This window comes from Streptomyces sp. NBC_00258 (assembly GCF_036182465.1).
Lineage (GTDB): Bacteria > Actinomycetota > Actinomycetes > Streptomycetales > Streptomycetaceae > Streptomyces.
In genome coordinates, this window is sequence record NZ_CP108081.1 from 1,340,755 (window position 1) to 1,366,369 (window position 25,615).

A 25,615-nucleotide genomic window follows, 5' to 3' on the forward strand; every position below is an offset into this window, starting at 1 on the left:
ACCTCCAGGGTGATTATTTGAATCCAAACGATAGGCTGTGCATGGAGCGCCCGCAAGCGCTCACCGATCGATCCGGCAGGTCCGCGGACCCCGGGGAAAGGAGCGACGCCGTGCGCGCACTCGTCCTTCAGCACGACCATGTGACGGAACCCGGGCTGGTCGGGGCCAGGCTCATGGAACGCGGATACGACCTCACCGTCCTGACCGTCGTACCCGAGCACCGCCACCAGGCTCCGGACGTGACGTTCGACTTCCCCGAGGCCGACGGCTGGGACCTGGTCGTGTCACTCGGCGCCCCGTGGTCTGTGTACGACGAGACCGCAGTCGGCAGCTGGATCGGTGGTGAGCTGGCACTGCTGCGCAAGGCCCACCACCTCGGCATCCCGGTCCTCGGCGTCTGCTTCGGCGCCCAGGCGCTGACCACGGCGCTCGGAGGTTCGGTCGAGGCGTCGCCGCGCCCCGAGATCGGCTGGGTCGAGGTCGACACGGACGATCCTTCCCTGGTGGGGACCGGCCCCTGGTTCCAGTGGCACTACGACCGCTGCGTCGCGCCGCCCGGAGCCGTGGAGGTGGCCCGCAACGCCGTGTGCGTGCAGGCGTTCCGGGTCGGCCGCAGCCTGGGGGTGCAGTTCCACCCGGAGGTCACCACGGGGATAGTGCGTGGCTGGCTCGACCTCGGCGGCGCGGAGCAGTGCGTAGAGCACGGCGTGGACCCCGGCGAACTGCTCGCTCAGTGCCGGGAGTTGGAGATGACGGCGCGGGCAAACGCCCGCCGTCTGGTCGACGCGTTCCTGGACCGGGTGGCCGCCTCGGCCGACTGACCGGCCGACCGCCTGCCGGGGAGGAGAGCGACACCCGGCCGGCCTCCCGGACCGAGTAGCGGGCGGGGCCGACCGTCGGCCCCGCCCGCCGTGCCGCGTCAGCCGTCGGCCGCCGCCCTGCCACGGGTCAGCCGTGCCGTCACCACTCCCGCGACGAGGACCGCCGGGACAGTCAGCTCCAGCCAGATGGCGGTGCTCTGCTCGCCGCCGATGAGCGTGGTGAAGTTCTCCATGATCAGCCAGATCGCCCCGGCCATGCCGAGCGCACCCAGGGCCGGCGCGATCAGCGTGTTCCAAGGCCTGGTGTCCAGCCGCTCCCGGCGGAAGAAGACGACCACGGAGAGCGAGGTGAGCAGGTACAGCAGCATGATTCCCAGGACGGCCACTCCGCTGCCCCAGGAGAACAGGGCGAGGACCGGGTCCTTGCCGGCCAGCGCGAAGGGGACGACCAGAACGACCGCGATGGCCGTCTGAACCCAGCCGGCCACGGCGGGCGAGTGCCGGCGGTTGAGCGTCGACAGCCTGCGGGGCAGCAGCCCGTCACGGCTGAGCGAGAACAGGTAGCGGTTGGCGGAGTTGTGGAAGGCGAGAATGCCGGCGAACAGGGAGGTGGCCAGCAGGATGGGCAGGACGTCGTTCACCCAGGTGCCGAACAGGTCGGCGATCGGCGCGAAGACAAAGGCCGTCGAGTCGCCGCCCTCCAGAGCCTTGCCCGCGGCGTCGGTGGCCTTCGAGGCACCGTACGAGGAGATCAGCATCCAGGAGGCGAACGCGAAGAAGCCGGTGACGAGGGCGACAGCCAGATACGTGGCCCGCGGCACTGTCTTGCGCGGTTCGCGCGCCTCCTCGCCGTAGATCGCGGTGGCCTCGAAGCCGATCATCGACGCCACGGCGAACATCAGCGCCACACCCGGCGCCCCGTCCAGGGCCGCACCCGGCGAGAACGACTGAGTGACACCGAGCCCTTCGGGCCCACCACCCTTGAAGAGGGTGACCAGCGCGAAGACCGCCAGAATGCTGAACTCCGCCAGCACGAAGACCGCCAGCACCTTCGCGCCCATCTCGATGCCCACGGCGCCCAGCACCTGGACGATCGCCATGGTGACCACGGCACACACCCACCAGGGCACGTCCGCACCCGTGTAGTGCTCCAGCAGACTGCTCACGGTGGCGCCGTACAGGCCGTACATGGCGGCCTGGATCGCACAGTAGGCGAACAGCGCGATCCCCGCGCTGCCCGTCCCGAGGTACCGGCCGAGGCCCTTGCCGATGTACGTGTAGAAGGCGCCGGCGTCCACGACGTGCCGGCCCATGGCCACGAAGCCGACCGAGAACAGCAGGACGATCACGCCGGCCGCCAGATAGGCGGCGGGAGCACCGGCGCCGTTGCCGACGGCCACGGCGATGGGCACCGCGCCCGCGACCCCGGTGAGCGGCGCCTGCGCGGAGAGGACGAAGAAGAGGATGCCCATGACGCCGAGCGAGTTGGGCTTGAGCTTGCCTGCGGTGGAGGCGTCGGGCGCGGTCTGGTTCGCAACCGCCGTCTGACTGTCCACTCGGATCACCTGCCAGGGAGGAAGAGGGAATCGTTTCAGGCCAAACGAGTTGCCTCATAGTGGGGTGGAACTATCCGTTTGACAAGGGGTCGCGCCGAGATTCCCGGGCACCTCCCGGCTCCTTACGGGGCCGTAACCGCCGCGCAATGCCCGTGGCCCTGGACGACGGACGTCCAGGGCCACGGAACGCTCGGGTCAGCGGGTCAGACGTCGCCTTCCGGAGTGCCGTGCCCGGCGTCGACGAGCAGCCGAAGCAGGGCGCGCAGCTCCTCGATCGCGGCATCGGTGGTCTCGGGCTCGCCGAAGACGAGCTGGTGCAGCACGAGACCGTCCAGGGCCGCGAAGACGAGCCGGGTCAGCGGACGGCCGGCACCGTCGGGCAGCATGCGGGCCAGCTCGCGCCCGCTGGCGTCGAAGTACTCGTCGTACAGCGCGCGCAGGTGCGGCAGCAGTTCGGGGCGACGCCGGGACTCCAGCAGCAGCTCGTACTGGAAGGCCTGTATGTCCGGATCAGCGGTGACCATGTCGGACACCCCCACCGAGAAGTCCGCGACCTTGCCGGTGCCCGGTTCCAGGGCGCTGGTGTTCAGCGAGGTGCGGATCGCGTGTGCGAGCGCCTCCTCGATCAGCGCGTCACGGGAACCGAAATGGTGGACCACAAGGCCGTGGGTGGTCCCCGCCTCCTGCGCGACCGCCCGGTAGGTGAGCCTGCGCAGTCCGCCCTGCGCCACGACCCGTACGGCGGCGTTGAGCAGAGCCTCCCGGCCCTCCCCGTAGTTCATGCGCCGACGCGGCTTGCGGCCATCAGGAGTCTCGGCGGATTCGGTCATGGCTGCGACCCTACCCGGCCGCTTTCGTGGCCGGGCATACGCCGGAGCGGCCCGTCGGACCGGTCGGGGGCGGGTTGCGGACAGCGCCGCACCGGGGGACCTCGTCCGTCGGTCCCGGTGCGGGGCCGTCTCGTGGCCGGCATCAGCGCTTGGGCGCCCTGATGCCGCGGAACTCCCAGTCGCCGCCGAGCGCGGTGGACAGAACCTCCTCGGACTCCGTGGGCTGGGCGCCGACATCGGCACGGACGGGGGTCGGCCCGGTGACGATGTGGTTCGTCAGCCGTCCGAGGCCCTCGACCTCGACCTCGACGACGTCGCCGGGCCGGACGGGCCGGGAGTTGGCGGGCGTGCCGGAGAGCAGCACGTCGCCCGGGTGGAGAGTGATCGTGCGGGCGATGTCGGCGACGAGGTAGTGCATGTCCCACTCCATCTCGTCGGTCGAACCGTCCTGCACCACCTCGCCGTTGACATACGTCCGCAGGTACTTGCCGTGGAAGTCCCAGTCGGTGACCAGGCCGGGGCCGAGCGGGCACAGCGTGTCGGAACCCTTGACGCGGAGCATGGAGCCGGCGTCGGTGTCACGGAAATCGTGCAGGCCGTAGTCGTTGGCGACGGTGTAACCGGCGATGTACTCCCCCGCCTCGGCCTGCGAGATGTTGCGCGCGGTCCTGCCGATGACGATGGCGACCTCGCCCTCGTAGTTGAGCCACTTGCAGCCCTCGGGGCGGACGATCGCGCCCTTGTGGGAGTTGAGAGAGGAGGTCGGCTTGTGGAAGTAGGTGGGCGTCGGGGTGAGCCGGATCCGGAACTCGTCCACGCGGCTGCGGTGGTTGAGGTGCACGGCGATCACCTTGGAGGGCACGACCGGGGGCAGGTGGTGCGCCTCCTCGGTCTTCACCCGGCGGCCGTCTCCGGCGACGAGTTCGTCACCCTCGACGGTGACCTGGACGGCGGCGCCGTCGAGGAGGATACGGCGGTACTCGGGCATGACAGGGCTCCTGGATACGGCTAGACGCGGCTGTGAGGGGTGCGTGGGGACGGGGCTGCGGGCAGGCCGGTGCCGGTCCAGCCGTCGGCCGGACGGTCGAACCACAGATGCACCTGACCGGTGCCGATCGAGTTCTCGTACTCCCCGTACTGACGGGCCTTGGCGATGCACGCCTGCTCACCCAGGGCGCCGGCCATCATCAGGTAGTGGAAGAACTTCGCCTCGGGCTTGTACTTCCAGAACTCCGGCATGGTATCGAGGACCTTGTCGTGGCGGCCGTCCTTGAACCAGGCGATGCGTTCGTAATCCGCCTCGCGCGCCTGAGGCGTGAAGATGTGCGCCGGGTCGCCGGCCTCGTGGTCGCGCAGTTCGCGCAGCGGCCAGAAGGTGTGGGAGAGGGCGCCGGAGGCGATGACCAGCACGCGGCGTCCGGGGGTCGCGGCGATGCCGTCCGCGAGGGCTCGGCCGAGGCGCAGGTGGTCCTCCATGTCGCCGGTCTGGCAGACCCCGATGGTCACCCAGCGCTTGTCGGGCAACCCCTCCCCCAGGAACTTCCAGAGGTTGGTGGTGGCGTAGTAGATCGGCAGGTAGTCGTCCTCGATCGCGGTGATCCAGGTGCCGTGCTTGTCGGCGAACTTCTCTACGTTGCGGGCGAGTTCGGGGTCGCCGGGAAAGTCGTACGGCATCCGGCACATGCCGCGCGGCAGCTCCTCGGAGGTGAACAGGCCGGCGCGGCGCTGCTGTGCGGTCACGACGAACTCGACCGTCGTCGCCCAGTGCGAGTCGAGGACGACCACGGTGTCGTATTCGTTGGCGGCATCGCGTTCGAAGACGTCCTTGCGGAGTTGCCGGAGCCCGGTGACGAGGGTGATCTCCTTGCCCTCGTTGAGTTCCAGCCGGTCCTCCTCCGGGAGCACGATGGTGGGGACATGGGCGAGGAGGCCCGCCCCGACGATCTCACCCATGGTTCTTCCATCCGTTCGGTGCGGTGACCGTGTTCTTGACGTCGCAGTAGAAGTCGAAGCTCCAGGTGCCGCCCTCGCGGCCGACGCCGGAGTGTCGGGAGCCGCCGAAGGGTGCCTGGAGGTCGCGTACGAAGAAGCAGTTGACCCAGACGGTGCCCGCGACGAGCTGCTCGGTGACGCGTTCGGCGCGCTCCGCGTCGCCGGTGGCGAGGGTGGCGGCCAGGCCGAAGCGGGTGTCGTTGGCTAGGCGGACGGCTTCCTCCTCGGTGCTGAAGGTCTGCAGGGTCAGGACCGGGCCGAAGACCTCCTCCTGCACGATCTCCGAGTCCTGGGCGACATCGGTGAGCAGGGTCGGTGCGTAGTACTGGGTGTCCTTGCGGTGTCCGCCGATGACGGCACGGGCTCCGGCCGCGAGCGCCCGCTGTACGAAGGCGTCGATCTTCTCCAGCTGGCGGGGGTGGATATTGGGTCCGATGTCGGTGGTCTCGTCGCGCGGGTCGCCCTGCGTGAGCGTCGCGGCCTTCTCGACGAACCGGCGCGTGAACTCCTCGGCGACCGACTCCTCGACGAGGAAGCGGGTGGCGGCGAGACAGACCTGCCCGGCGTTGTCGTACTGCTCGACAGCGAGGTCCACGGCGAGGTCGAGGTCGGCGTCGGCGAAGACCAACAGCGGTGACTTGCCGCCGAGTTCGAGGCTGAGCGGGGTGAGGTTGCCGGCGGCGGACTCGGCGATGCGCTTGGCCGTCGGCACCGATCCGGTGAAACTGATCCGCCGTACGTCCGGGTGCGAGGTGAGGGCGTCGCCGATCTCCGAGCCGTAGCCCTGGACGACGTTGAGGACCCCGGCGGGCAGCCCTGCCTCGGCCGCGATGTCGGCGAGCAGGGAGGCGGTCAGCGGGGACCACTCGGCGGGCTTGAGGACGACCGTGTTGCCGGCCGCCAGGGCGGGGGCGACCTTCCAGGTGGCAAGCATCAGGGGCGCGTTCCACGGGGTGATCAGCACGGACGGGCCCGCCGGGTCCCAGCTCACGTGATTCCTGTGACCGCGTGTCTCGAAGTCCTCGTGCTCCAGCTTGAGCAGCCAGTCGGCGAAGAAGCGGAAGTTGTGGGCGACACGGGGTATCACGCCCCGACGGTGCGAGCGCAGCAGCGCGCCGTTGTCGGTGGTCTCGACGATCGAGAGTTCTTCGATCCGCTTCTCCACGCCGTCGGCGATGGCGTGCAGGATGCGAGCGCGTTCGGCCCGTGACGTTGCGGCCCAGGCGGGGAAGGCGGCCTTCGCGGCGGCCACGGCTGCGACGGCTTCGGCGGGACCGCCCCGGGCCATCTCTCCGAGGACGCTCCCGTCGATGGGCGAGACATCGGCGAAGGTGTCATCGGAGGCGACACGCTCGCCACCGATCCAGTGCCGGGTGTCGACGGAAACGCCGCCGACGACGATGTTGTCAGGCATAAGAAGGGCTCCAATTGAACGAGGGGAAGATGGCCAACCCAGGGGCGCGGGGAACTGCGCGACCAGCCACGAACGACCCGCAGCCGACCACGAACCTCACCCGGCAGACGCTCCCGACGTGCCGGACTCCAGCAGTCGGCCGCCGTCCCAGACGACGCCGACCTGGCGGTAGTAGGCAGCGATCGGCTCACGGATCTCCAGTCGGGCCAGTTCCTCGGTGGGCGCCTCGAAGATGTCCAACTCGGCTTCACCGACCCACGCCTGCCCGCCCTCGAAGGAGGACGCGCCGGACTCGATCAGCTCGTCGAGTGCCAGACCCTTGCCCTTCTCGATCGACGGCAGCCACCGGTGGTGGGCCATGGGGTGGCTGTTGACGAAGCCGTTCGTCCCGGACGGCTCTCGCAGGGTCACCACGGCCTGGGCCAACCGCCGGTCCGCCGCGGCGAGGGTTGCCCCGAAGCGCGCCCCCGCCTCGATCCGCGGAGCGGGACCGTACGGATGCGGCCGCGTCTGGTGAATCGATCCGAGCTTCTTCGGATAGCCCTGGTGCAGGCCACGGGCGATGGCGAAGTCCTTGTCGACCCAGATGTACACGCACCGGGTGTAGGTCTGCCCCCTGTACTTGCAGCGGACGACCGCGAAGGCCTCCTTGTACTGGGAGAGCACCGGGTCCAGCAGTTCGCCTCCGGACGTGGAGCAGGACTGCCAGTCGGCCCAGATCAACGCGACCGCGCCAGGGTCCTCGTCGGCCAACTCCAGCGGCTCGGGCAGCAGTTCGCGTACACGGGCGGGGTCGGTGCGGTATTCGACGGTGAGCAGGTCACCCGAGTAGCGCCACGGCGGGGAGGGAATCAGCGACGAGGCGCCGCTCGCTGTCTTGGGGTGGAGGTAACCACGGACAGGTGTCATGAGGGGCTTCCTTACACGGTGAGGGCGGGCGACTTGAGCAATTGGGCGCGATAACGGGCGGCGCCCATCGCGGTGGCCTGGCCGCCGAGCGCGACGACACCGACCAACCGACCACCGGTGTGGTAACCGACCAGGACGTCGTCCTCCGGGTCGCCGTCCAGGACACGGACGTCGTCCTTGCCGAGGACCGGCGCCCCGAAGGACTGCAGCCGGAACTCGTGCTGGTCGCTCCAGAAGGTGGGCAGTGGCGCGAAAGGAGCCACCTCGCCATCTGCGCCGGCGAGATGGGCCACAAGCACCATCGCGGCGTGCTTGGCGGTGTCCGTCGGGATGGACCAGTGCTCGACGCGGCGGGGTACGCCGTCGTAACGGGCGTTGGGAAAACGGGCGACGTCGCCGACCGCGACGGCGTCCGGGCGTCCGCCGATCCGCAGCCGCTCGTCCGTGAGCACACCGTCGGACAGGTCGAGCCCGTTGCCCTGCAGCCACTCGACGTTGGCGATCGAGCCGACCGACTCCACGACCACATCGGCAGACAGGACCGTCCCGTCGCCGAGGACGACCCCGGTCACCCGGTCCTCGCCCTCGAACCCGGCGACCCCCGCGCCGAGCGCGAAGCGCACCCCACGCTCTTCGTGTCGCTTGAGCAGCGCCCGTCCGAGCAGTTCGCCGAGCGGGCCCACCATGGGCAGCGGCAGCGGATCGACGACGGTCACCTCGCGGACACCGAGTCCTACGGCGGTGGCGGCGACCTCGCAGCCGATGAATCCCGCGCCGACGACGACCACTCGGGCGCCCGGCCGGGTCAGTTCGTCCCGCAGACCCTGGGCGTCGGCGAGGGTACGGACGGTATGACGGCCATGGAGCGGGCCCGGGCAGCGCAGCCGCCGGGGGCGCATTCCGGTGGCGACGACCAGTCCGTCGTACCGAACGGTCTCGCCGTCGTCGCATTCGACGGTCCGTTCGTCCAGGCGGGCCGCGACGGCCTTCGTGCCGAGCCGCCACTCCACGTCGGCGGCGACCGCCTTCGGTGTAAAGGCCAGGGACTCGAACGGCGCCTTCCCTGCCAGCACTTCTTTCGACAGCGGAGGCCGGTTGTAGGGCATGTGGGGCTCGTCGCCGACGACCGTGATCGCCCCGGTCCAGCCCGCCGCGCGGAGCTGCTCGGCGGCGCGCAGGCCACCCATCGAAGCGCCCACGACGACTACGCGTCCGGTCATGGTTGCGGCCATGGGGACTCAGGCCTCGATCCGGATGGCCTGCAGCGGACACACGTCCGCGGCCTCCTCGACCTCGTCGCGCAGCGCCTCTTCGGGGCCGGAGACGTACACCAGGTGTCCGTCGCCATCCATGGAGAAGACGTCGGGTGCCGCGAAGACGCACTGGCCGTGGTCCTGGCACTTGTTCAGGTCGACGACGACCTTCATGGCGGTCCTCCTGAGGGTGAGGGCGTCGGAGCAGGGAGAGGGGCTGAAGAGGGGCCCGCCCGGGTGTGGCCGGGCCCCTCGGCCAAAGGGGTGCGACAGAGCCGCACCCCTGACTCGTTTGGCTTCAAACAACATAGGAAGCCGCTCCCCTCTGGTCAATACCTGTCCAGGTGGATAAATTTTCTCGACCAACCTCTTGCGGGACGGCGGCTCCGCTCCATACCGTTCGGGACCAAACGAGTACACCGGGGTTGGCTGTCCTGAACCCGCACCCCGGCTTCCGTTTTCTGCACACCCCCACCCCCAGAGCCCCGAAGCCCGGGGGATGTCCCCACCCAGCCGCCCGAGGAGACACCGGTGAGCGCATCCGACACCCCAGACATCCGCCGGCACATGGAGCGGCTCGCCGCCGAGGGCGTCGACGTGGTCCGGGTGATCTACCCCGACCTCATGGGCACCGACCGTGCCCGGGACGTCCTGCTGGACCACCTGCCGTCGGCGTCCGAGCACGGCCTGGCCTTCTGCCGCGCCGTCTACCACACCTCCCCCCAAGGGGACGTGGTCCCGGTCTCGGGCGGTCTGGACGCCGGTCTGCCGGACGTGTGCGTACGCCCCGACCTGTCCACGGCGGCCCCCCTGCCGTGGGAGCCCGGCGTCGCCACCTGTCTCGGCGAGGTCACCGACCCGGCGACCGGGGGTCCCGCCCCCGAGTCACCACGCGACCTGCTGCGCAGCGTTCTGGCCCGATGTTCCGAGCAGGGACTCCGTCCTGTCGTCGGCCCCGAGCTGGAGTACTTCCTCCTGGAGCCCTCCCCCGGCACGCCCACCGGCTGGCGCCGCTCACCGGAGGCCATCGGCGCCGTCTACACCGCCGGCCTGCGCGCCGACCCCGACAACCACCTGCTGCGCACCCTGCGGCAGCTGCGCGACCTGGGCCTCGGCGTCATCACGGGCAACCACGAGTTCGACGGCGGCCAGTACGAGATCAACCTCACCCACTCGGAGGCACTGGACGCCGCCGACCGCGCCTTCCGCTTCAAGGCGGCCGTCAAGGAACTGGCCCGCAAGGAAGGCAACATGGCCACCTTCATGGCCAAGCCCTTCGGTGACGCGGGCGGCTCCGGGTTCCACCTCCACCTGTCGTGCGGCGACACCGAGGGGCACAACACCTTCGACGACCCCTCCGGCGCGTACGGCCTCTCGGCCACCGCCCGCCACGCCATCGCGGGCATCCTCGCCCACGCACCCGCGCTCGCCGCACTGGCCAACCCGACCGTGAACTCGTACAAGCGCTTCGGACCGGACACCCTCGCGCCCTGGCTGATCGACTGGGGGCTCGACAACCGCAGTGCCATGGTCCGCATTCCGCCCGAGCGCGGCAGCGGCGCCCGCCTCGAACTCCGTCTCGGCGACGCCAGCGCCAACCCCTACCTGCTGATCGCGGGCACGATCGCCGCCGCCCTGCTCGGCATCCAGGAAGGCGAGGAGCCGCCCGCCCCGCTGGAGGGCTACGGCTACGACACCGCCAAGTCCGCCCTGCTGCCCGCGAGCCTGCCGGCCGCGCTCGACGCGCTGGAGGCGGACACCGCCCTGACCGACGTCCTCGGCAAGGACTTCACCACCTCCTTCCTCACCTACAAACGGAACGAGGTCGAACGCTTCCAACGGCACGTCACGGACTGGGAGTTCACCGAGTACGCCTACCACCTGTAAGCCCACCGAAAGGCCGCCGGCCCTCGTCGCCCTCGCCCAGGAGATCCACCACCATGACCAGCCCCACTGCCCGCGCCGTCCCCACCACCCGCGCCGAGCTGCGCGCCGCCCTCGACGAGCCCATGCCGCTCGACCAGGTGGACCTCGCCGACCTCGACAACTTCGCCGACGGCGTCACCCCATGGCGGATGTTCCACACCCTGCGCCACCAGGACCCGGTCCACTGGCAGCCGGAGGAGGCCCCCAACTCCGGTTTCTGGGGGGTGACCCGGCACGCGGACATCGCGCGAGTCGACCGCGACGCGGAGACTTTCACCTCCACGAAATTCGTCAACCTCGAAGAGGTCGACGAGGACCAGATCAAGAAACGCGCCTCCATCCTGGAGCTGGACGGCGTCCGCCACCGCGCGATGCGCAGCGTGATCCAGCGGCAGTTCGGTGCGGGCGTCATCAACAGCTACGGCGACTTCCTGCGCGGCTTGACCGCGAAGACCCTGGACGCGGCCCTCGCCAAGGGCACCTTCGACTTCGTGGCCGACGTCTCCGCCGACTTCCCCATCAACGTGCTGGCACGCCTGCTCGACGTACCGCCGGAGGACAACCAGCGGCTCATCGACTGGGGCAACCGCATCATCGGCAACACCGACCCCGACTACGCGGACGTCCTGCTGAACAGCGCGGAGAGCGAGCAGTACCGTGACCTGCCCTTCCGCTCCCCCGCCTCCCTCGAAGTCTTCGAGTACGGCCGGGAGCTGGCCCGGCAGCGGCGTGGCGGCGACGGCACGGACCTGGTGTCGAAGCTGGTCAACACCACCCCGCGCGACGGAGTCCCGCTGTCCGCGCAGGACTTCGACAACTACTTCCTGCTCCTGGTGGTGGCCGGCAACGAGACCACGCGCCACACCATCTCCCACTCGATGCTGGCGCTGCTCCAGCACCCCGAGCAGCTGGCCAGGCTCAAGGACGACCCCTCTCTGATTCCCACCGCGGTCGAGGAGTTCCTGCGCTGGGCCTCCCCCGTCTACCACTTCCGCCGCACCGCCACCCGCGACGTCGAACTCGGCGGCAAGCAGGTCAAGGAGGGCGACAAGGTCGTCATGTGGTTCGCCTCCGGCAACCGCGACGAGGACGTCTTCGACAACCCCTACGACTTGGACGTCGCCCGCACCGACAACGACCACGTCACCTTCGGCAAGGGCAGCCCCCACCTCTGCCTGGGCAACCTCCTCGCCCGCACCGAGATCCGCATCATGTTCGAGGAGCTGATCCCGAGGATCGCCGACATCAAGCTGGCCGGCGACGTCCCCCGGGTGCGCTCCAACTTCGTCAACGGCATCAAGAAGCTGCCGGTCGAGGTGACCCTCGCCTGACGACCCACCCAGGAAACGCTGCCGTGCCCCATGGCCCCGGGCACTGCAGCGCTGTCTTCATCAGGGGCAGATGCCCGGTGACCGTCGTGCACGGACGTGCCAGGTCCCCGCCCAAGGCCACACGGGCACGCTGCGGCCGCGACGTCATAGCGTGAGATCGCCCGCGAACACGCCAGGAACAGGCGATCAAGAAGCGCTCAAGCTCCACTTCACCGCGTCACACCCCAAACGCCTCCCCGTTTGGAGCGGCCGGACATCACACCTACGGACACCACGGGTCTACCTCGACCAAGGAACGACAACCGAACCCACCTGTTCGGATTGCTCAGACTTGGATCCGCCGGACTCCGTCCAGGGAGCCTGAGATGACGATGCACCTGCCGTGTCGCCCGCACCAGGTACTTGAGGCGCATGCCGCCTACGGCGACCACAGTGCCGCACTCATGTGTCGGCGACCGTTGAATCGACCCGTCAGTCGGGCAGTACGAGTTGACCCGTCTCCCCCGGCTGCACGGAAACCACACGATCGCGCAGCCGGACGTCGATGGGCGACAGGTCGGACGAGGGCACCTCGATCTCCAGGCTCCCTTGCTCCATTCGCAGCCGCACTCCCCAGTGCCCCTGGTAGCGGAGGGCGAACCCGTAGGAGGACAGCTCCGGCAGCGGCACCGGATCCAGCCACAGGGCACCCTGACGTGTTTCCAGTCCGGTCAGTCCGCGCTGTACGAGATCGAGAGTGCCGGCCATGGCGCCGAGGTGGATTCCCTCTCCGGTGGTCCCGCCCTGAAGGTCGGCGATGTCGCCCTTGAGCGCCTCCTGGCAGAACGTCCATGCCTCGGCGCGCCGGGCCCGGGCCAGCACCCAGCCGTGGACCAGCCCGCTGAGGGTGGAGCCGTGGCTGGTACGGCGCATGTAGTAGTCGACGGTGCGCCGCCAGGTGGCTTCGTCGAGGCGGTGGCCGAGTCTGCTGAACAGACCCTGGAGCTCGGCAGGTGAGAAGAGGTAGCCGAGCATGAGGACGTCGGCCTGCTTGGACGCCTGGTAGCGGTTGACGGTGTCACCTTCCGCCTCCAGGATCCGGTCCAGCCGGCGGATGTCGCCGTACCGGTCGCGGTAGGCGTCCCAGTCGAGTTCCTCCAGGTCGCCGTAGCCCTCGAACTGGCTGATGACGTCGTCGTGGAAGGGAACGTGGAGCGTGCGGGACACGTCCTCCCAGAGTTCGAGTTCGCCGCCGTCCAGAGCCGTCCGTTCGACGAGTTCCCGCCGGCGCGGTTCGGGAAGTGCCTGGAGTACTTCGAGCGTGCGGGTCAGCACCCAGGCGGCCGTGACGTTCGTGTAGGCGTTGTCGTCGAGGCCGGGCTTCTCGGCACCGGGGTAGGCGTCGTGGTATTCGTCCGGGCCTACCACGCCGCGGATGCGGTGCCGTCCGAGGCTCTCGTCGTAGGTGGCCGAGTCCGCCCAGAAGCGGGCGATCTGCAGAAGCATCTCGGCACCCTTGGTGTGCAGGAACTCTGCGTCCCCGCTCGCCTCGCAGTACTGCCACACGTTGTAGGCGACGGCCGAGCCGACGTGGTGCTGAAGGCGTGAGTGGTCGGGCAGCCAGCGCCCGGAGCGTGGGTTGAGATGCAGCTCCTGTGTCTCCTCGCGGCCGTCACTGCCGCTCTGCCACGGGTAGAGCGCACCTGTCCGGCCGACGGAACGGGCCGCGGAACGGGCCTGTTCGAGCCGACGGTGGCGGTAGCCGAGCATGGCGCGGGACACCTCGGGGAAGTGCAGGTTGAGATAGGGGAGGACGAACAGTTCGTCCCAGAAGACGTGACCCCGGTACGCCTCACCGTGCAGACCTCGGGCCGGTACGCCCACGTCGAGATCGGCGGTGTGCGGGGAGAGGGTCTGCAGGACGTGGAAGAGGTGCAGCCGCAGGATGCTGCCCGCCTCGCCCGGCACGTCCAGTTCGGCCCGGCGCCACAGCTGGTCCCATGCCGTGATGTGCGACTCCAGCAGGTCGTCGAAGCCGGGTGCCGCGCTCACCCGGTCGATCGCCGCGCGCAGCGGGTCACTGATCGCCGAGTCCCGCGAAGTGTGCAGGGTGACGGTCTTGTCGACGGTGACGGTGCGATCGGGAGCGAGGGGCAGGCGCGTGTGCTGGACGGCGCGCAGCGCCCCGTGGTGGGTGGATACGGGTTCGTGCGCGGTGAGGCGGGCCGCCATGCCGACGCGGATGTCCGACGTACGGGTGCGGCAACGCAGCCACACAGTGTCCGGGGTGGCGGTGTCGGTGTGCACGTGGGTCAGATGGCGGCCGTCCAGGTCCCGGTAGCGCGCCACGCCCGCGTTGGTGACGGCGCCGTCGAGGACCGCCTCGACGTCGAGTTCACCGGAGAAGTTCTCCGCCGTGAACTCGGTGCGCAGGGCGGCCAGGTGGGGGTCGGCCATGTGCACGATGCGCAGTTGGCGTACGGCCAGTGTGCGGCCCTCGTCGTCGGCGTACCGCGTCCGGCGCTCCAGCAGGCCGGTGGACAGATGGAGGGTCTGGTGGTGTTCGAGGACGGTCGCGGTGTCCGGGGTGAGCCACGGTCCCGGGCCGTCATCGCCGTGCAGGCGGAAGTGGAGCGGCAGCCAGTTGGGCAGGTTGACCATGTCCTCGTTCTCGACCCGGCGTCCGGCCACGTCGGAGGTGAGCCGGTTGTAGCAACCTGCCGCGTAGGTCCCGGGGTAGTGCACGTCGTCCGCCGCGCACTCGGGGATCGCTCCTCGGGTGGCGAAGTAGCCGTTGCCCAGCGTGCACAGGGACTCCCTGAGCCGCTCGTCCGCGGGCTCGTAGCCCTCGTAGTCCCAGGTCCAGCCCGTCACGTCGGTGCTCCTGCCTCGATCAGTTCACCCAGGTCGCGTACGACCAGGTGGGCGCCGTGCCGCAGGAGTCCGTCCCGGGTGTCTGGACCAGCCGTGCGATCCACACCGATGACCAGGGCGAACCCGCCCAGACGGCCCGCCTCCACGCCTGCCAGGGCATCCTCGACGACGGCGGTGCGGTCGGCGGGGACACCGAGTCGGCGGGCCGCTTCCAGGAAGAGGTCGGGCCGCGGTTTGCCCGGGAGGCCGAGCCGGGCCGCCTCGCCGCCGTCGACCAGCGCATCGAAGAGGTCGAGGACGCCGGCTCCGGTGAGGAGTTCACGGGCGTGGTGGGACGCGGAGGCGGCGGCAAGGGGCATCGCCTCGCGCCGCAGGGCGCGCAGCAGCCGCACCGTGCCCGGGTAGGCGTCTATGCCCTTCTCACGCAGCCGCTCGGTGAACAGCCGCTCCTTGTCGGCGGCGACGTCGCGGACCGTCTCGGCCGGCAGGTCGAGGCCGCGTGAGGCGAGGAAGGCGGCGGCACCGTCGAGGCGGGACTTGCCGTCGACGTACTTCAGATAGTCGTCGCGTGTGTCGAACGGACGCCGCTGGTGAGGGTCCTCGGGCGGATGGTCGCGCAGGAACGCGTCGAAGGAGGTCTTCCAGGCGGCGGCGTGCACCCTGGCCGAGTCGGTGATCACTCCGTCGGTGTCGAGGACGACGGCGCGAACGCCCCGCAGCACGGGTGCGATTCCGTCGAGGGAGTTCCCGGGCCGGGCGGGCGGCCGGTTCACAGCTGCTCCGCCGCGTGTTCCTGGAACCGGCCCGTCGGCACGGTGCCGGTGAGGTCGAGCAGCCGGTTGCTGCAGCCCCACTCGTTGTCGTACCGGCCGAAGACCTTCACCAGGTGGCCGTGCGCCTGCGTCAGGGCCGCGTCGAAGACGCAGGGGGCGGGATCGCCGATCACGTCAGGGGAGACGATCGGCGTGGTGGTCACCCGCAGGATGCCGCGCGGCCGCCCGTCAGCCGCCTCGGCGGACGCCGACCTGCCGGACTCGGCACGCTCCGGTGCCCCGCGCAGGTGGGTGCGGCCGATGCGGCCGAATCCGTTGATACCCACTCGGACGGTCATGGACAACTCCTGAGCGAGGAGGGATGAGGTGCGTACGGGGCGTTTCCCACGGTCACACCGGTTGCGGCACGATCGCCACCGGGCAGTCGGCGTGGTGCAGCAAGGTGTGGCCCACCCGGCCGAGCTGGAGGCCGAAGTGGCCGTGCCTGCGCCGGGCTCCGACAACCACCAGGTCGGCGGCGGCGGAGCGGTACAGCAGGACCTTGTGGGCCGGTCCCTCGACCGTCGTGCGGCGTATCCGCACGTGCGGGTGGTCCGCGACAGCGTCGTGGAGTACCGCGTCCAACAGGGCCGAAGCCCGCTCCTCGTGGTACCGCTCCGGTTCGTTCGCCGACGCCGGATGATCGGCGGTCTCGTGCGCGGGGCAGCGCCAGGCACGTACGACATCGAGCGTGCTGGCGCGGGCGGCGGCCTCACGGAACGCGAAACGCACCGCCTCACCGCTCACGTCGGGGTCCCCGGCTCCGAGCAGGATCCGCTCGTGCGTGCCCTCCACGGCGACCTTGTCGCCGCGCACCACGATCACCGGGCAGTGGGCCCGGGCCGCCACACCCAGGCCGACCGAACCCAGGAGCAGTCCCGTCAGCTCGCCGCGGCCACGCGAGCCCGTCACGAGCGCCGCGGCGTTGCGGCCCTCCAGCAACAACGCGGAGACCGCCCCTTCGAGCACCAGTTCGATGGAGACCTTCACGGCGGGGTTGCGCCGCCAGGCGCGTTCCGCCGCGGATCCGACGATGTTCTCGGCGAGCACCCGCCCGGAGGGCCGGCCGAGGTCGCTCCCGAACTCCATGCCTTCATAGCGCTCCCAGAGGGAAGCGTGCACCAGGCGGAGCGGCAGCCCGTGGCGGGCCGCCTCGTCCACCGCCCAGTCCATCGCGCGGAGACTGGACTCCGATCCGTCGACACCCACAACCAGGGGCAGTTCCATCATCGCCACCGCCTTCGGTACGGCCTCGGACGTCCCGCCCCGGTCGGGGGGACCACGTTCACCGTCGCACCGGCGTGCGGTCGGCAGTAGGGGCGGTTCGGCCCCTGTCGGGGACGTTCGGCACTGTTGCGCGGCGCGGCTGCCGACGAGCGGACAGCCGACGCAACAGCCACACGAAAGCCCCGTCGGCCACCGCGGCCACGACGAACGTCACGGCCATGGCCGCGACCAGCAGCACGGCGAACAGCTGATAGAACTCCGGCGTGAGGGTCGTACGCACTGCTCTCACCTCCTGTCGGGAAACGCATCGGGAAGTTCCTTCACTCTCATCCAACTCCCCTTTGAAGCAGGGCACTTGAGTCGAATGGTGCGCGATCCCGTGCCGGACGGCCCTAGTGTCCGGAGGCGGGCCGGGGCCGCGTCTACTGAGGTTCCCTTCCTGGCGAAGGCGTGAGCAGCTGTGCGCCGATGCCTGCGGCCCAGGACTCGATCTGCTCGAAGTCGCGGAAGTCTCCGCCCTTTCCGGAGGAGACGATCATCCGGGCGATACGCCCCTTCGCGCCGTCTTCGAGGCAGCCCCCGAAGGTGACGTGCTCCTTGGCGTCGAGTCGCGCCATGGCCCGGCGGACGCCGGGCACAGGTGGGATGTCCCGTTCCGAGGCCGTGGCGTCGAGCGGTCCGCTGCTGAAGAACCACAGCGGGCGCCCGGTCAGCGCACGGCGGTGGCGACGGACGAACCGTCGCGCATCTCGGTGCCACCGTCCCGCGTAGAGCCCGCCGCCGACCACCACCGCGTCGTAGGCCTCCACGCTCTCGACGGACCGGGCGGGCAGTGCCTCGACCGTCAGCCCTTCCTTCCGCAGGACGTCGGCGACCGCCTCGGCGATCCGGGCGGTTGATCCGTTCGTCGTTCCGTAGGCGACCAGCACCTTGCTGAGCATGGCGGTCCGCCTCCTCTCACAGTCGTCGCAGCAAGTCGTCGGTAACTCCGTGCAGTGCCAGCTCGTCCGGCCTGATGCGCGCGTCGTCGAGCCGGTAGGTGAGCATGTCGACCACCGCCACCACTCCGTCGATGTGTTTTGTCATGGAGACGGCGATCTCCGTCTCGCTCTTGCGCTCCATGTGACCCGCGAGCGTGACGACGCCCTCCGTCACGGTGATCGTGACGCTCCGGGGCGCCAGCCACAGCGTGCGGACCAGGACCTCCTCGATCACCTCGTGGCGGATGTCGGCGTCCGGGCGCAGGAAGACCTGGAGCAGGTCGCGCCGGGTGACGATGCCGACGAGCCGGTCTTCCTCGTCCACGACGGGCAGCCGCTCCACACGGTGCCGCGCCATGGACCGGGCGGCCTCGGCAATGGTGTCCTCGGCGTGCACGGTGACGGGCGGCTGGGACATCAATCGGCCGGCCGTTCGGGCATGGGCCTTCGCCGCCTGCCTCCGGGCACCTCGGCTCAGAGTCGCGAACCGGAAGCGGCGCCTTGGACCGGGGTCCTGCGACTGCCGGGCCATCAGGTCGGTCTCGGAGATCACCCCGATGACCTTCTCGTCCTCGTCGACCACGGGCAGTCCGCTGATGCGGTGGTCGGCGAGCAGCCGAGCCACCTCCTTGAACGGGGTGCCGTGCACGGCACGGACGACGTCGGCCGTCATGACGGTGCCGATCCTGCTGTGCTTCATGTCTGTTCCTCCTCAGCGCAGTCGGCGCAGATAGGGGTCCTGGGCCCTGCGCGGCAGCAGGCGTACCCGCGCGTCGAGCACGGTGACGTGGCCGGGCGTGGCAAGGACGGGGTTGAAGTCGGCCTCGGCGAGCTGCGGCAGGTCGCTCGCCATGCGGGACAGGCGCAGCAGCACTTGTTCGAGGCCTTCGAGGTCGACAGGGCCGTTGCCATGCGCACCGAACAGCAGCGGTGCACAGCGCGGCGCGGTGATCAGGTCGTGCACGTCGTGATCCGTCAGTGGGGCGAGACGAGCGGCGTGGTCGGCCAGCACTTCGGTCGCGGTACCGCCCAGCCCGAACAGCACCAGCGGGCCGAAGACCTCGTCCTGCACCACGCCGGCGAACAGCTCGGTGCCACGTGAGGCGAGCGGCTGGACGACCACGCCGGTCATGAGCCCCGCGAATCGCGTCTCCAAGTCCCGGAAGGCGGCCCGCACCTGGGAGTCTCCCTGGAGGTCGAGATGGAGGGCGTGCTGTTCGCTCTTGTGCAGCAGGCCGGGCCAGTGGGCCTTCATGACCACGCGTCCGTCGGGGCCGCGCAGCCGCTCGGCGGCGACGACCGCGTCGTCCTCGGTCTCCGCCCAGGCCCAGGCCAGTTGCGGAATGTCGTAGCAGGCGAGGAGTTCGGCGCAGGTGCGCGGGTCGAGCCAGCCGCCGTCCGGGTGGGCGGCGAGGAAAGTCTCGGCGACCGCGTGCGCGCGGGCTGTGTCGACGCCTACGAGGTCGGGGACCGTGCCCGTCGGCCGGCTCAGCCATGCCGAGCGCCGGGCCGCGTGGGCCAACGCCCTGGCGGCCGCCCCTGGTTCGGCGTACGAGGGGATGGCGCCGCCTTCTGTGGCGGGCAGCAGCTTGACGGGCAGGTCCTGCTCCAGCCGTACGACGGCCACCGTGCGGGGGCGCCGTCCGGGACCGTTCGTGAGGGCCCGGACGAGGTTGTCACCCGTCGCGGCGGCGACGGCCGTGGGAACGAGGGCCAGCAGGACGGCGTCGATGCCCGGGTACCGCATCATCCGCTCCACGCAGTCCTTGAGCTGCTCCTCCGTCACTGCCGCCGTGGCGTCGACGGGGTTGCCGACGGCCGCGCCTTCGGGCAGTACGGCGAGGAGGTCGTCGATCACCTCGGGGGTGAGCCGGGGCAGGGACAATCCGGCCTCCGCACAGGCATCGGCAGCCAGGACGCCCGCGCCACCCGCGTTGGTGACAATCGCCACCCGGCTTCCGGTCGGGAGCGACTGGGAGTGCAACAGGGCAGCGGTTTCGAGGAGTTCACCGACCGATCCGGTGGCGGTGATGCCTGCCTGGGTGAACAGCGCCTGACGCGTCATGGTCCGGGTCGCGGCGGCCGCGGTGTGCGAAGCGGCGGCACGTCGGCCCGCGTCGGTGCGGCCCGCGTCGACGGTGAGCACCGGCATTCGCCGGGTCACTCGCCGGGACGTACGGGAGAACGCCCGCGGGTTGCCGAAGGACTCCAGGTGCAGCAGGGCGAGTTCGGTGCGGCCATCGCTCTCCCACCACTGGAGCATGTCGTTGCCACTGACGTCGTACTTGTCACCGAGCGAGGCGAAGGTCGAGACACCGACGCCGAGCCGGGAAAGACCGTCGAGCAGGGCGATACCGACGCCGCCGGACTGGACGGCGACACCCGCCGTGCCGGGACTCGGATGATCGGCGGCGAAGGTCGCATCGAGGGACAGCGCCGGATCCGTGTTGGAAACTCCCAGGCAGTTGGGCCCGACGAGCCGCATGCCGTAGGTCCGGCACGCGGCGAGCAGCGCCTGCGCCTCATCGCTGTCGAGCCCCGCCGACACGACGAGCAGCGCCCGTACGCCGGTCTTGCCGCACTCCTCGGCGGTGGCGGGTACCGCCGCCGCGGGCACCGCGAGAACCGCGAGGTCCGGGACCTTGGGCAGCGCGCCGACCGACGGATACGACGGCACGCCGAGCAGCGAGGTGACGCTCGGGTTCACCGCGAACAGACGCCGTGTGAAGCCACCTGTGCGCAGATGGTGGAGAAGGGCACGGCCCACCGACCCGGGCCTGCGTCCGGCACCGATCACGGCGATCGAGTCCGGCCTCAGCAGGGGCTCCAGGCTGGCCACGTCGGCGGCCCGGCCGCGTGCCTCCACCGCCGACAGATATGTCTCGTCCTCTTCGAGTTCGATGGTGCAGCGCACTTCCGGGCCCTCGAAGTGGCGGGCCGTGCGCAGCCCGAGGTCGGCGAAAAGCTGGAGCACTTCGTGATTCTCGGCGAGTGCGTCGGCCGTGAAAGCGGTGATGCCTTCGGCGCGGGCGGCTGAGACCAGGTGTTCGAGGAGAAGCGTGCCGACGCCCCGGTGGTGGAGTCCGTCGGCCACCGCGATCGAGATCTCCGGCCGGCCCGGGTCCTCGCCGGTCTCGTACTCGGCCAGTCCGATCACCTGGTGCTGCGCCTCGGCGAGGAGCGCACGGTATCCGGGGCGCGGCGGTGCGCAGGCTCGGTCGGCCGCCATCTCGGCGGACCGGCGGCTGGCAGCGAAGAACCGCAGCCGGAGGTTCTCCGGGGACATCTCCTCGTACAGCCCCTGGAGGGGTTCGTGGTCGCCGGGCTCCACGGGGCGTATGCACACCGTGGTCCCGTCCGCGAGCAGGGCGTGAACCGTGTAGGGGCCGTGCTTGTCGTCCGTCATCTTGGTTCTCCTCAAGCCTCTCGACAGTTCGAGCATCCGGCGGACCGGGTGCTCACCCCAGGGGCTGTCCGGGGTCGGCTTCTGGGCCGGTCGGCCCTGAGTCCTGTCCGGACGGGGAAGGCGGAGGGGCCATTGAGCTCCGTTCGGATCCGTATGGCCCCTGTGGCCGGGCAGTGTCCTGACGGACCGTGGACGCAAGGACTTCCGTATGCCAGAAGGGCGAACCGCCATGGAGCGAACGATCGTTGTCGGCGTCGACGGCTCTGCGTGCAGTCGCGTCGCGGTCGACTGGGCGGTGGGCGAGGCGCGGTTGCGTGGCCTGCCGCTGCGGGTCGCGCATGTCTCGTCGCTGTCCGCCGAGGAGGCGCTCGCGATATGGCCGTACTGCCGTGAACCCGCCCCGGACGCGTTGGTGAAGGTGCTTGCGGAAGATCACCCGGCGCTCCGGATCGAAGGCGTCGGCCTCACCGGAGAGGCCGTACCGGCGCTGCTGTCCGTGGGGATGTGGGCCGACCTCATGGTTCTCGGTATGCGCGGTGCGGGAGGCTTCGCGGGCCTGGCCGTCGGCTCCGTGGCACACGGCGTCGCAGCGCTCGGGAACCGGCCCGTGGTACTCGTCCCCGACCGTCCCGCCGTCGGCGGGCGGCTACCCCGAACAGTGGCAATCGGCATCGACGCGCGCCGTCCGGTGGCCGCCGCCCTGGCCTTCGCGTTCGACGCCGCGGAGCGGCGCGGGGCGCTGCTGCGCGTCGTCCATGCCTGGCGGCTGCCGTCCCTCGCCGACCAGTGGATGCCGTTCGCCCTTCCCGAGGAGGACCGAGGCGCCTGGGAGGACCAGGAGGTCCAGAAGCTGTCGGACGTACTGCGACCGTGGCGGGAGAAGCATCCACACGTCCGCGTCCACGAGGACGTGCGCCTGAAGAGTCCGTCTTCCGCCCTGGTCCAGGCATCGGCCTGCGCCGAGCTGCTGGTCGTGGGACGGACCGGCATGGCGCTCGGCCCCACCCTGCATGCGGTGGTGGATCACACCGAGTGCCCAGTGGCGGTTGTTCCGTCCTGAAGGAGACTGCCGTCATCGAATGCCCATGGTCGGCATGGCCGGCAGGAAGACGGCGAGGGTGCCGCGCGCGGCGTACGAGCAGGAGCTGCCGAGTCTGCAGACGGAGCGGGTGAAGCTCCAGGAGTGGGCGGTGCGCACGGACACCTCGCAGGCCCGTGGTTCGTCTTGGAGAACGACGACCAGCGCCGGGCCCGCATGAACATGATCGCCCATCTGCTCGGGTCCCTGCCGTACCACGAGGTGCCGCCGCCGGTGCTGGAGCTGCCGGCCCGGCCGCCCTCGACCGGCTACCAGCGCCCACCCCGCGATCTGCGGACATACGTCCCCGATCACGCGGCGAGCCTCTGAGCCGGCCCCGGTGTTCACGCCAGCTGCGGTACCACGGCGACGGGGCACGCTGCGTGGTGCAGGACCGCGTGGGCGACCCGCCCGAGTTGGAGGCCGAAGTGTCCCTGCCTCCTGCGTGCGCCGACGACGAGCAGGCCGGCGTCGGCCGAGGCGTCGAGGAGCGCCTCGCGGGCTGTGCCTTCGACGACGCGCCGTCGCAGTTCGACGGAGAGGTGATCCGCCACGGCGTCGCGCAGTGCCGCTTCCAGAGTCTCGGTGGCCCGCTGCTCGTGGTGGTGGGCGGGATCTCCGGTCAACAGGGGATGGTCGGCCCTCTCGTGCGCTGGGCAGCGCCAGGCACGGACAGCCTGAACGGCGACCCGCCGCTCCTCCGCCTCCTGGAAGGCGAACCGCACGGCCTCCGTGGTGTGCGGTTCCCCGCCGACGCCCAGCATGATGGGCCGCCGCATCCCGGCATCGGCCTGACTGTCGTGGCTGCCGCGCAGCACGATCACAGGGCAGTCCGCGCGGGCGGCGACGGCGAGGCTGACCGAGCCGAGCAGCAGCTCGGCGATGCCGCTGCGGCCGCGGGCGCCCAGGACCAGCGCGGAGGCGTTTCGCCCCTCCCGCAACAGTGCGGGCACCGGCTCCTCGGGCAACACCTCGGTGGAGATCTTCAGGTCCACCTCGCGGCGGCCTCGACGATGTTGTCGGCCAGCACCTGCTCCGAGGGCCGGTCAAGCCCCTCGGCGAGTGCGGCGCCCTCGTAGCGCTCCCACAGTGAGGCGTACACCAGGCGCAGCGGTACGCCGCGCAGGGCGGCCTCGTCCGCCGCCCAGTCCACGGCGCGCAGACTGGGTTCGGAGCCGTCGACGCCCACGACCAGGGGAAGTTCCATCGCGGTCACTCTCCTTCGCGGAACTCGAAGACGATCCGTGCGTCGACCTGGCCGTGCAGGACGTCTTCGAAGGACTCGTTGACCGAGGCCAGCGGGCGGGAAACAGAGATCACCCGGGTGCGGCCGGCCGCGTGCAGCCGGAACACCTCGTCGAGGTCCTGCCGGGTGCCCACGATGGAGCCGATGACGCTGACGCCCTTGAGGACGGTGTCGAAGATCGGCAGCTGGATCGTGCCATGCGCCGGCAGCGCGACCATGACGAGCTTGCCGCCGCGCCGCAGCCCGCCGTACGCGGCGGCGAACGCGGCCTCGTTGACGGCGCAGACCAGCGCGGTGTGCGCGCCGCCGTGCCGCTGAAGCACCTCGGCCGGGTCCTCCTTGCGAGCATCGATCAGGATGTCCGCGCCGAGTTCGCGGGCGAGTTCCAGCTTGGCGTCCGTGACGTCGATGGCCGCCACCGTCGCACCGGCGATCTTGGCGTACTGCACGGCGAGGTGTCCGAGGCCACCGACGCCGGAGATCGCCACCAGTTGGGTGGGACGCACCTGGGCGACCTTCAGCGCCTTGTACGTGGTGACGCCCGCGCAGGTCAGCGGCGCGGCGTCCCGCGGAGAGATTCCCTCGGGCACCGGCTGGGCGAAGTCGGTCCAGGCGAGCATCTTCTCCGCGTATCCGCCGTCACATCCGTAACCGGTGTTGATCTGCTGCTCGCACAGCGTCTCCCAGCCGGACAGGCAGTGCTCGCACCGCCCGCACGCCTTGCCCAGCCACGGAACGGCGACTCTCTGCCCCACGGAGAGGTGGGTGACGCCGTCACCGAGGGCCTCGACGAGGCCGACGCCCTCGTGGCCGGGGACGAACGGCGGACTCGGCCTGACCGGCCAGTCGCCGTGGGCCGCGTGGATGTCGGTGTGGCACAGCCCGGAGGCCTCGACCCGGATGCGGACCTGCCCGGGACCGGGTTCGGGATCGGGGCGCTCCTCGATGACGAGAGGCTCACCGAACGCTCGTACGACTGCCGCCTTCATGGTCTGTCTCTCCTCGGAGTGGTCAGTCGTGCGGGACGACGGCGACGGGGGCGGTGGCGTGGTGGAGCACCGCATGGGCGATCGGCCCGATGCGGGCGCCGATCGGGGAACGGCGGATCCGACGTCCGACGACGACCAGGGAGGCCTCGTGGGAGGCGTCCACCAGGTGACTTGCGGGCTTGCCGGACCGGGACACCTCGACGACCTCGACAGACGGGAACTTCTGCCGCCAGGGCCGCAGCACCTCGGCCAGGGAGGCGGCGTCCTGCTTGGCCAGGTGGGCATTGAACTCGGGGTCCACCGACATCCCGTAGGCGAAGTAGGGCGGCACATTCCAGCCGTGGACGACGCGCAGGGAGGTGGCACGGAGTAGCGCGGCCTCGAAGGCGAACTCGATCACGGAGTCGTCGGGACTCTCGATGTCGAGCCCCAGGACGACGGGCCGGTACGGGGCCGAGGCGGAGGGCGTCCCCGCCGGATCCTGCATGCGCTCGTCGGCAGCCTGTTCCCCGGCCCGTACGAGGACTACGGGACGCTCGGCGTGGGCGACGACGGCCAGACCGACCGAGCCGACCATGAACCCGCCGAGCCCGCTCAGACCTCGGGTGCCGAGGACCAGCAATTCAGATTCCTTCGCCACCTGGGACAGCACCTCTCCGGGCCGGCCGGGAGGCTGCTCCACGGTGACGTCCACCCCGGGGTGGCGCAGCCGGATGCCGTCGGCCGCCTCGCGGGGAATCCGCTCGGTCCAGTGCTGCTGTGTCTCTGCGCCGAGCAGTGGGGCCTGAGCCATGGGCTCCGGCACCGGCTCCCAGACGTTGACGATCTTCAGCGGCAGGCCGCGGAGGTTCGCCTCCCGGGCCGCCCATTCGGCGGCGGCCCGGCTCTCGGGGGAACCGTCGAAGCCTACGGTGACGATGCGGGACATGATGCGTACCTCCTGAACAGGGGATCTGATTCCAGACTCGTGGTCGGGGCGATCGTGGTGCAGG

General features: G+C 70.4%; 22 protein-coding genes and 3 pseudogenes. 5 read left to right on the plus strand and 20 right to left on the minus strand.

The window, feature by feature from the left end; all coding sequences use genetic code 11:
* Positions 1-110 precede the first annotated feature (110 nt).
* Positions 111-821, plus strand: coding sequence for a type 1 glutamine amidotransferase (locus tag OG718_RS06365; protein WP_328843550.1), 711 nt, complete (start codon positions 111-113; stop codon positions 819-821).
* Positions 822-919: 98 nt separating this feature from the next.
* On the opposite strand, the gene OG718_RS06370 is transcribed toward OG718_RS06365, so the two are convergent.
* From OG718_RS06370 to OG718_RS06405, 8 genes are all read right to left on the minus strand, one after another.
* The gene (locus OG718_RS06370; RefSeq protein WP_328843551.1) at positions 920-2,377 is read right to left on the minus strand and encodes an APC family permease; all 1,458 of its coding nucleotides are present in this window, start codon (positions 2,375-2,377) and stop codon (positions 920-922) included.
* Between the two features lie 203 nt (positions 2,378-2,580).
* A complete protein-coding gene (locus OG718_RS06375; RefSeq protein ID WP_306935530.1) occupies positions 2,581-3,207 on the minus strand; it encodes a TetR/AcrR family transcriptional regulator in 627 nt (208 codons plus the stop codon).
* A 142-nt stretch (positions 3,208-3,349) separates the two neighbouring features.
* On the minus strand, positions 3,350-4,195 hold the full coding sequence (locus tag OG718_RS06380; protein ID WP_306935531.1) for a fumarylacetoacetate hydrolase family protein: 846 nt from the start codon (positions 4,193-4,195) through the stop codon (positions 3,350-3,352).
* 20 nt (positions 4,196-4,215) lie between these two features.
* Positions 4,216-5,160, minus strand: coding sequence for a 3,4-dihydroxyphenylacetate 2,3-dioxygenase (locus OG718_RS06385; RefSeq protein ID WP_143643920.1), 945 nt, complete (start codon positions 5,158-5,160; stop codon positions 4,216-4,218).
* Positions 5,153-6,613 carry an aldehyde dehydrogenase gene (locus OG718_RS06390; RefSeq protein WP_328843552.1) on the minus strand — a complete coding sequence of 487 codons (1,461 nt, stop codon included), beginning with the start codon at positions 6,611-6,613 and terminating at the stop codon, positions 5,153-5,155. The genes OG718_RS06385 and OG718_RS06390 overlap by 8 nt, the downstream gene beginning before the upstream one ends.
* Before the next feature lie 96 nt (positions 6,614-6,709).
* Positions 6,710-7,522: an acetoacetate decarboxylase family protein gene (locus tag OG718_RS06395; protein ID WP_328843553.1), complete on the minus strand. Its 813-nt coding sequence runs from the start codon at positions 7,520-7,522 to the stop codon at positions 6,710-6,712.
* Between the two features lie 11 nt (positions 7,523-7,533).
* Positions 7,534-8,742 carry an NAD(P)/FAD-dependent oxidoreductase gene (locus OG718_RS06400; RefSeq protein WP_328843554.1) on the minus strand — a complete coding sequence of 403 codons (1,209 nt, stop codon included), beginning with the start codon at positions 8,740-8,742 and terminating at the stop codon, positions 7,534-7,536.
* Positions 8,743-8,760: 18 nt separating this feature from the next.
* The gene (locus tag OG718_RS06405; RefSeq protein WP_143643916.1) at positions 8,761-8,949 is read right to left on the minus strand and encodes a ferredoxin; all 189 of its coding nucleotides are present in this window, start codon (positions 8,947-8,949) and stop codon (positions 8,761-8,763) included.
* 357 nt (positions 8,950-9,306) lie between these two features.
* Here OG718_RS06405 and OG718_RS06410 point away from each other — a divergent pair, with 357 nt between their 5' ends.
* Both OG718_RS06410 and OG718_RS06415 read left to right on the plus strand, forming a co-directional pair.
* Positions 9,307-10,662: a glutamine synthetase family protein gene (locus OG718_RS06410; RefSeq protein WP_328843555.1), complete on the plus strand. Its 1,356-nt coding sequence runs from the start codon at positions 9,307-9,309 to the stop codon at positions 10,660-10,662.
* 53 nt (positions 10,663-10,715) lie between these two features.
* Entirely contained in the window at positions 10,716-12,032 is a 1,317-nt protein-coding gene (locus tag OG718_RS06415) for a cytochrome P450 (protein WP_443054923.1), read from the plus strand.
* Positions 12,033-12,503: 471 nt separating this feature from the next.
* On the opposite strand, the gene OG718_RS06420 is transcribed toward OG718_RS06415, so the two are convergent.
* From OG718_RS06420 to OG718_RS06455, 8 genes and pseudogenes are all read right to left on the minus strand, one after another.
* Positions 12,504-14,885: a glycoside hydrolase family 65 protein gene (locus tag OG718_RS06420; RefSeq protein WP_328843556.1), complete on the minus strand. Its 2,382-nt coding sequence runs from the start codon at positions 14,883-14,885 to the stop codon at positions 12,504-12,506.
* Entirely contained in the window at positions 14,882-15,658 is a 777-nt protein-coding gene (locus tag OG718_RS06425) for an HAD family hydrolase (RefSeq protein ID WP_328843557.1), read from the minus strand. Before OG718_RS06425 ends, OG718_RS06420 begins: the two co-directional genes overlap by 4 nt.
* Positions 15,655-15,906: pseudogene (locus OG718_RS06430) on the minus strand (hypothetical protein); the annotation flags it as partial. The gene OG718_RS06425 and the pseudogene OG718_RS06430, both read right to left, overlap by 4 nt.
* A 142-nt stretch (positions 15,907-16,048) precedes the next feature.
* Complete coding sequence (locus OG718_RS06435; RefSeq protein ID WP_328847696.1) at positions 16,049-16,924, minus strand: universal stress protein; 876 nt, start codon at positions 16,922-16,924, stop codon at positions 16,049-16,051.
* 58 nt (positions 16,925-16,982) lie between these two features.
* Positions 16,983-17,204, minus strand: a complete 222-nt coding sequence (locus OG718_RS06440; protein ID WP_186001525.1) for a hypothetical protein — start codon at positions 17,202-17,204, stop codon at positions 16,983-16,985.
* A gap of 142 nt (positions 17,205-17,346) precedes the next feature.
* Positions 17,347-17,865, minus strand: a complete 519-nt coding sequence (locus tag OG718_RS06445; protein ID WP_143643910.1) for a flavodoxin domain-containing protein — start codon at positions 17,863-17,865, stop codon at positions 17,347-17,349.
* A 16-nt stretch (positions 17,866-17,881) separates the two neighbouring features.
* Positions 17,882-18,604: a CBS domain-containing protein gene (locus OG718_RS06450; RefSeq protein WP_328843558.1), complete on the minus strand. Its 723-nt coding sequence runs from the start codon at positions 18,602-18,604 to the stop codon at positions 17,882-17,884.
* A gap of 12 nt (positions 18,605-18,616) precedes the next feature.
* On the minus strand, positions 18,617-21,310 hold the full coding sequence (locus tag OG718_RS06455) for a bifunctional acetate--CoA ligase family protein/GNAT family N-acetyltransferase (RefSeq protein ID WP_328843559.1): 2,694 nt from the start codon (positions 21,308-21,310) through the stop codon (positions 18,617-18,619).
* Between the two features lie 208 nt (positions 21,311-21,518).
* On the opposite strand from OG718_RS06455, the gene OG718_RS06460 reads away from it, so the two are divergent.
* Positions 21,519-22,370 (plus strand): universal stress protein, encoded by an 852-nt coding sequence (locus tag OG718_RS06460; protein ID WP_260695833.1) that lies wholly within the window; start codon positions 21,519-21,521, stop codon positions 22,368-22,370.
* A gap of 12 nt (positions 22,371-22,382) precedes the next feature.
* Here the strand turns inward: OG718_RS06460 and OG718_RS06465 are convergent, their stop codons facing one another.
* Positions 22,383-22,508, minus strand: coding sequence for a hypothetical protein (locus OG718_RS06465; protein ID WP_260695839.1), 126 nt, complete (start codon positions 22,506-22,508; stop codon positions 22,383-22,385).
* Positions 22,509-22,523: 15 nt separating this feature from the next.
* Here OG718_RS06465 and OG718_RS06470 point away from each other — a divergent pair.
* Positions 22,524-22,718 (plus strand): annotated as a pseudogene (locus tag OG718_RS06470) (polyphosphate kinase 2); the annotation flags it as partial.
* A gap of 14 nt (positions 22,719-22,732) precedes the next feature.
* On the opposite strand, the pseudogene OG718_RS06475 reads toward OG718_RS06470, so the two are convergent.
* From OG718_RS06475 to OG718_RS06485, 3 genes and pseudogenes are all read right to left on the minus strand, one after another.
* A pseudogene (locus OG718_RS06475) lies at positions 22,733-23,595 on the minus strand (universal stress protein).
* Between the two features lie 5 nt (positions 23,596-23,600).
* On the minus strand, positions 23,601-24,623 hold the full coding sequence (gene adhP / locus OG718_RS06480; protein ID WP_328843560.1) for an alcohol dehydrogenase AdhP: 1,023 nt from the start codon (positions 24,621-24,623) through the stop codon (positions 23,601-23,603).
* A gap of 22 nt (positions 24,624-24,645) precedes the next feature.
* Positions 24,646-25,551 carry a universal stress protein gene (locus OG718_RS06485; protein WP_328843561.1) on the minus strand — a complete coding sequence of 302 codons (906 nt, stop codon included), beginning with the start codon at positions 25,549-25,551 and terminating at the stop codon, positions 24,646-24,648.
* Positions 25,552-25,615 lie beyond the last annotated feature (64 nt).

Coding starts and splice junctions, on each gene's coding strand:
- OG718_RS06460 (WP_260695833.1), top strand. CDS start 21,519: ATGCCAGAAGGGCGAACCGCCATGGAGCGAACGATCGTTGTCGGCGTC.
- OG718_RS06435 (WP_328847696.1), bottom strand. CDS start 16,924: ATGGAACTGCCCCTGGTTGTGGGTGTCGACGGATCGGAGTCCAGTCTC.
- OG718_RS06380 (WP_306935531.1), bottom strand. CDS start 4,195: ATGCCCGAGTACCGCCGTATCCTCCTCGACGGCGCCGCCGTCCAGGTC.
- OG718_RS06415 (WP_443054923.1), top strand. CDS start 10,716: ATGACCAGCCCCACTGCCCGCGCCGTCCCCACCACCCGCGCCGAGCTG.
- OG718_RS06445 (WP_143643910.1), bottom strand. CDS start 17,865: ATGCTCAGCAAGGTGCTGGTCGCCTACGGAACGACGAACGGATCAACC.
- OG718_RS06405 (WP_143643916.1), bottom strand. CDS start 8,949: ATGAAGGTCGTCGTCGACCTGAACAAGTGCCAGGACCACGGCCAGTGC.
- adhP (WP_328843560.1), bottom strand. CDS start 24,623: ATGAAGGCGGCAGTCGTACGAGCGTTCGGTGAGCCTCTCGTCATCGAG.
- OG718_RS06485 (WP_328843561.1), bottom strand. CDS start 25,551: ATGTCCCGCATCGTCACCGTAGGCTTCGACGGTTCCCCCGAGAGCCGG.
- OG718_RS06390 (WP_328843552.1), bottom strand. CDS start 6,613: ATGCCTGACAACATCGTCGTCGGCGGCGTTTCCGTCGACACCCGGCAC.
- OG718_RS06385 (WP_143643920.1), bottom strand. CDS start 5,160: ATGGGTGAGATCGTCGGGGCGGGCCTCCTCGCCCATGTCCCCACCATC.
- OG718_RS06455 (WP_328843559.1), bottom strand. CDS start 21,310: ATGACGGACGACAAGCACGGCCCCTACACGGTTCACGCCCTGCTCGCG.
- OG718_RS06375 (WP_306935530.1), bottom strand. CDS start 3,207: ATGACCGAATCCGCCGAGACTCCTGATGGCCGCAAGCCGCGTCGGCGC.
- OG718_RS06400 (WP_328843554.1), bottom strand. CDS start 8,742: ATGACCGGACGCGTAGTCGTCGTGGGCGCTTCGATGGGTGGCCTGCGC.
- OG718_RS06395 (WP_328843553.1), bottom strand. CDS start 7,522: ATGACACCTGTCCGTGGTTACCTCCACCCCAAGACAGCGAGCGGCGCC.
- OG718_RS06450 (WP_328843558.1), bottom strand. CDS start 18,604: ATGAAGCACAGCAGGATCGGCACCGTCATGACGGCCGACGTCGTCCGT.